The organism is Saccharopolyspora sp. (genome assembly GCF_017434145.1).
In the GTDB taxonomy this organism is placed as follows: Bacteria; Actinomycetota; Actinomycetes; order Mycobacteriales; family Pseudonocardiaceae; genus Saccharopolyspora_C; species Saccharopolyspora_C galaxeae.
This window is the reverse complement of the sequence record NZ_JAFRFW010000698.1, coordinates 1-2,452: the sequence shown is the minus strand read 5'-3', so window position 1 is coordinate 2,452 and position 2,452 is coordinate 1. Positions and strand designations below refer to the sequence as shown.

The following is a 2,452-nucleotide window of genomic DNA, read 5'->3' as shown; positions in this document are numbered from 1 at the left end:
GAAGCGGGGCGGCCGCGCCCGGCAGCACCGGAGTCCGGCCGCGACCGGTTGCCCTGCCCTTCGGCGGGGCGGCGCTGCGGACGGCCGCGCTCGTCCCGCTTCGCGCCTTCCTTGCTGCGAGCTTCCTGCTTCGCGGAGTCCTTCCGCGGCTGCCGGTCGCGGACCGGCTTCTTCTGCGCGGTCGCCTCCGGATCACCGCTTTCGGCGTCCCGCGCGCGTTGCAGCAGGAACATCCGCACCAGCCCGATCGCCACGCACACACCGGTGGTGGTCGCCATCATCGGGAAGCTGTTGATCAGCGGGTTGACCAGTTCCAGCGCGAGGCCCGAGATGCCCTTGCTGCCCGACCCGGCGCCGAACGCCATCGCCAGCACCGGCACCACCAGCGTGACCAGCGGCGGCTGCACCATCGGCCCGAACACGCTCGCGCGCCGCACCAGCAGGACCGCCAGCACGCAGCCGATCACCAACCCCGAGTTGGTCAGCGTCGCGGTCTTGGCGTTGACCAGCAGGTCGGCTGCCGTGCCCAGCACCGCCAGGCCGAGTGCGAGCAGCAGCGCGCCCCATAGCGGGACGCCTCTGCGGTTGCCGAACGCGGACCGTTCGGACCATCGGGGGGCGCCGTCGTCGGGGGAGGGGGCGCTCTGGCGCTCGCGTGTGGCGGTCACGGGTGCCAACCGTAACTGCCCGGAGCGACCGCGGAACGGCCTCTCCGCTAGTCGGCCGCATGGCTGCGGGTTTTACCCCGAGGTGACCGGATCGTGATCATGGCGCGGCCGAACGGCGGCCGGGCCTCGGCCGAGCGGGCTGTGGACCTTGACACGGCGGGCCGGAAAACCTAACTTCGAGCAATCGTTTTCTCGTGGCCGGTTGCCTCGGGTGCCGTGGTCGGGCGAGGTGATTTCATGAGCACAGCGCCACTCGTGGAGCTCATCGCGATCACCGCTGCGTCGGCGCGCGACCACACGGTTGATCAGCTGCCCGCCGCTGAGCGGCAGCCGTTCGCCGGCATCGACGGCCTGCCGACGGAATCCGGCGGCATCCGCGTCCGGCGATCCGGCAGGTTCCAGGCCACCGACCCGCACCCGACCGATGGCGCGGAAGCGGCCGAGGTCGCCGAGAAGCCGTCGATCGATTGCACAGCCCCACCGCAACGAACGGAATTGATCACGAAGGAGAACGCGGAGCGGGTCTGCTCCCGGCCGAATCGGTGCTGAGTGCGCACCGTGTTTACCGCGCGAGCCACGCGTCGCGTTGACGTGCGACTTTCCGTGGAATGTTTCTCGGCCGAGACCCGAATGAAAGCAAATCCACCTGGATGGTGGTAGTTTCCGGCCGCTACGCTCGTCACCATCTCATTGAGTGAATTTCAACCCCCGGATTCCAGGGGGTCCGCGATGTGCCTTGGAACGAACGGAACACCTTCCTACCCTGCCGGATGAAACGGGGCGCGATCTTCGCGCCCCTTGTTCCGGGGGAGATACGTATCCCAACCGCGCGTCGAACGACAGGACACCGTTGTCCAATGCGGGCAGCGATGTGGGGAGGGCGAGCTTTGATGAGTTCTCGCAGCAGATCCAGGCCCGGCACTACCGAGCGAGGGCTGCCCGTGCGGCTCAGCGCCTACCTCGGCGCCGCCTCGCTGGCCGCCGCCGCGATGGTGGCCGACACCGGCCCTGCGCACGCCCAGCAAGCACCGGCGGCGAACAAGGGCAGCGTCGGATGGGACACCTACCGCGATCCGAGCGGGCTCACGCAGTTGCGCGGTGGTGAGCAGAGCGGGCAGTTCTCCAGCTTCGCCCGCGACGGCAGCAACGACGACGGTTTCGAGGGGACCTATTCGTGCCTGCGCAACTCCGAACGCGGCTGCGTGATCGCGGAGCGGGCCGGTGCGGGCGAGATCTCGTCGATGTGGTTCACCCGCGAGCCGTGGGGTGACGTGACCGGCACCGGCAACATCACCATCGAGCTGGACGGGCGGACGGTGCTGGACGCGCCGCTGATCGACGTGGTCAGCGGCCGCGTCGGCGCCCCGTTCGTCTGGCCGCTGGTGGGCAACGCCGAGGACTCCGCGGGCGGCGCGGTGATCAAGGTGCCGATGCCGTACCGCGAGTCGATGCGGGTCACGGTGCAGAACAATCCGGCCTTCTACCACGTCGATTACCGCACTTTCGCCGATGCGGAGGGCGTGCAGACCTTCGACCCGGCCGATCCGGCGCAGGACGTGATCGACCGGCTGCGCCGGTTCGGCATCGCCGACCCGAAGGGGCCCGCGGAAGGTGCGCAGCCGACGCGCCGGGACTTCTCCGTCGCGCCCGGCACGGCCGCTCCGGTCGCGCAGCTCGAAGGTCCCGGGCAGGTCAACGAGTTCCGGCTGCGGATTCCGCAGGTGGTGCCGAGCCCGCGGGTCGTCGACGACGGCCGCGCGTTCGGAGAAGGTCTGGCCGCTCAT

At 69.8% G+C, this 2,452-nt stretch carries 2 protein-coding genes and 1 pseudogene; 2 read left to right on the top strand and 1 reads right to left on the bottom strand.

The annotated features are described in order from the left end of the window. A partial coding sequence (locus IJH84_RS19080) for a DUF6542 domain-containing protein (protein ID WP_295146970.1) occupies window positions 1–668 on the bottom strand: 668 nt, incomplete at its 3' end. A 237-nt stretch (window positions 669–905) separates the two neighbouring features. Here IJH84_RS19080 and IJH84_RS19075 point away from each other — a divergent pair. Continuing rightward, the gene (locus tag IJH84_RS19075) at window positions 906–1,217 is read left to right on the top strand and encodes a hypothetical protein (RefSeq protein ID WP_295146968.1); all 312 of its coding nucleotides are present in this window, start codon (window positions 906–908) and stop codon (window positions 1,215–1,217) included. A 392-nt stretch (window positions 1,218–1,609) separates the two neighbouring features. Then, window positions 1,610–2,452 (top strand): annotated as a pseudogene (locus tag IJH84_RS19070) (hypothetical protein); the annotation flags it as partial.

Excerpts from the sequence above, each read along its gene's own strand:
- IJH84_RS19075 (WP_295146968.1), top strand. The coding sequence starts at position 906 with ATGAGCACAGCGCCACTCGTGGAGCTCATCGCGATCACCGCTGCGTCG.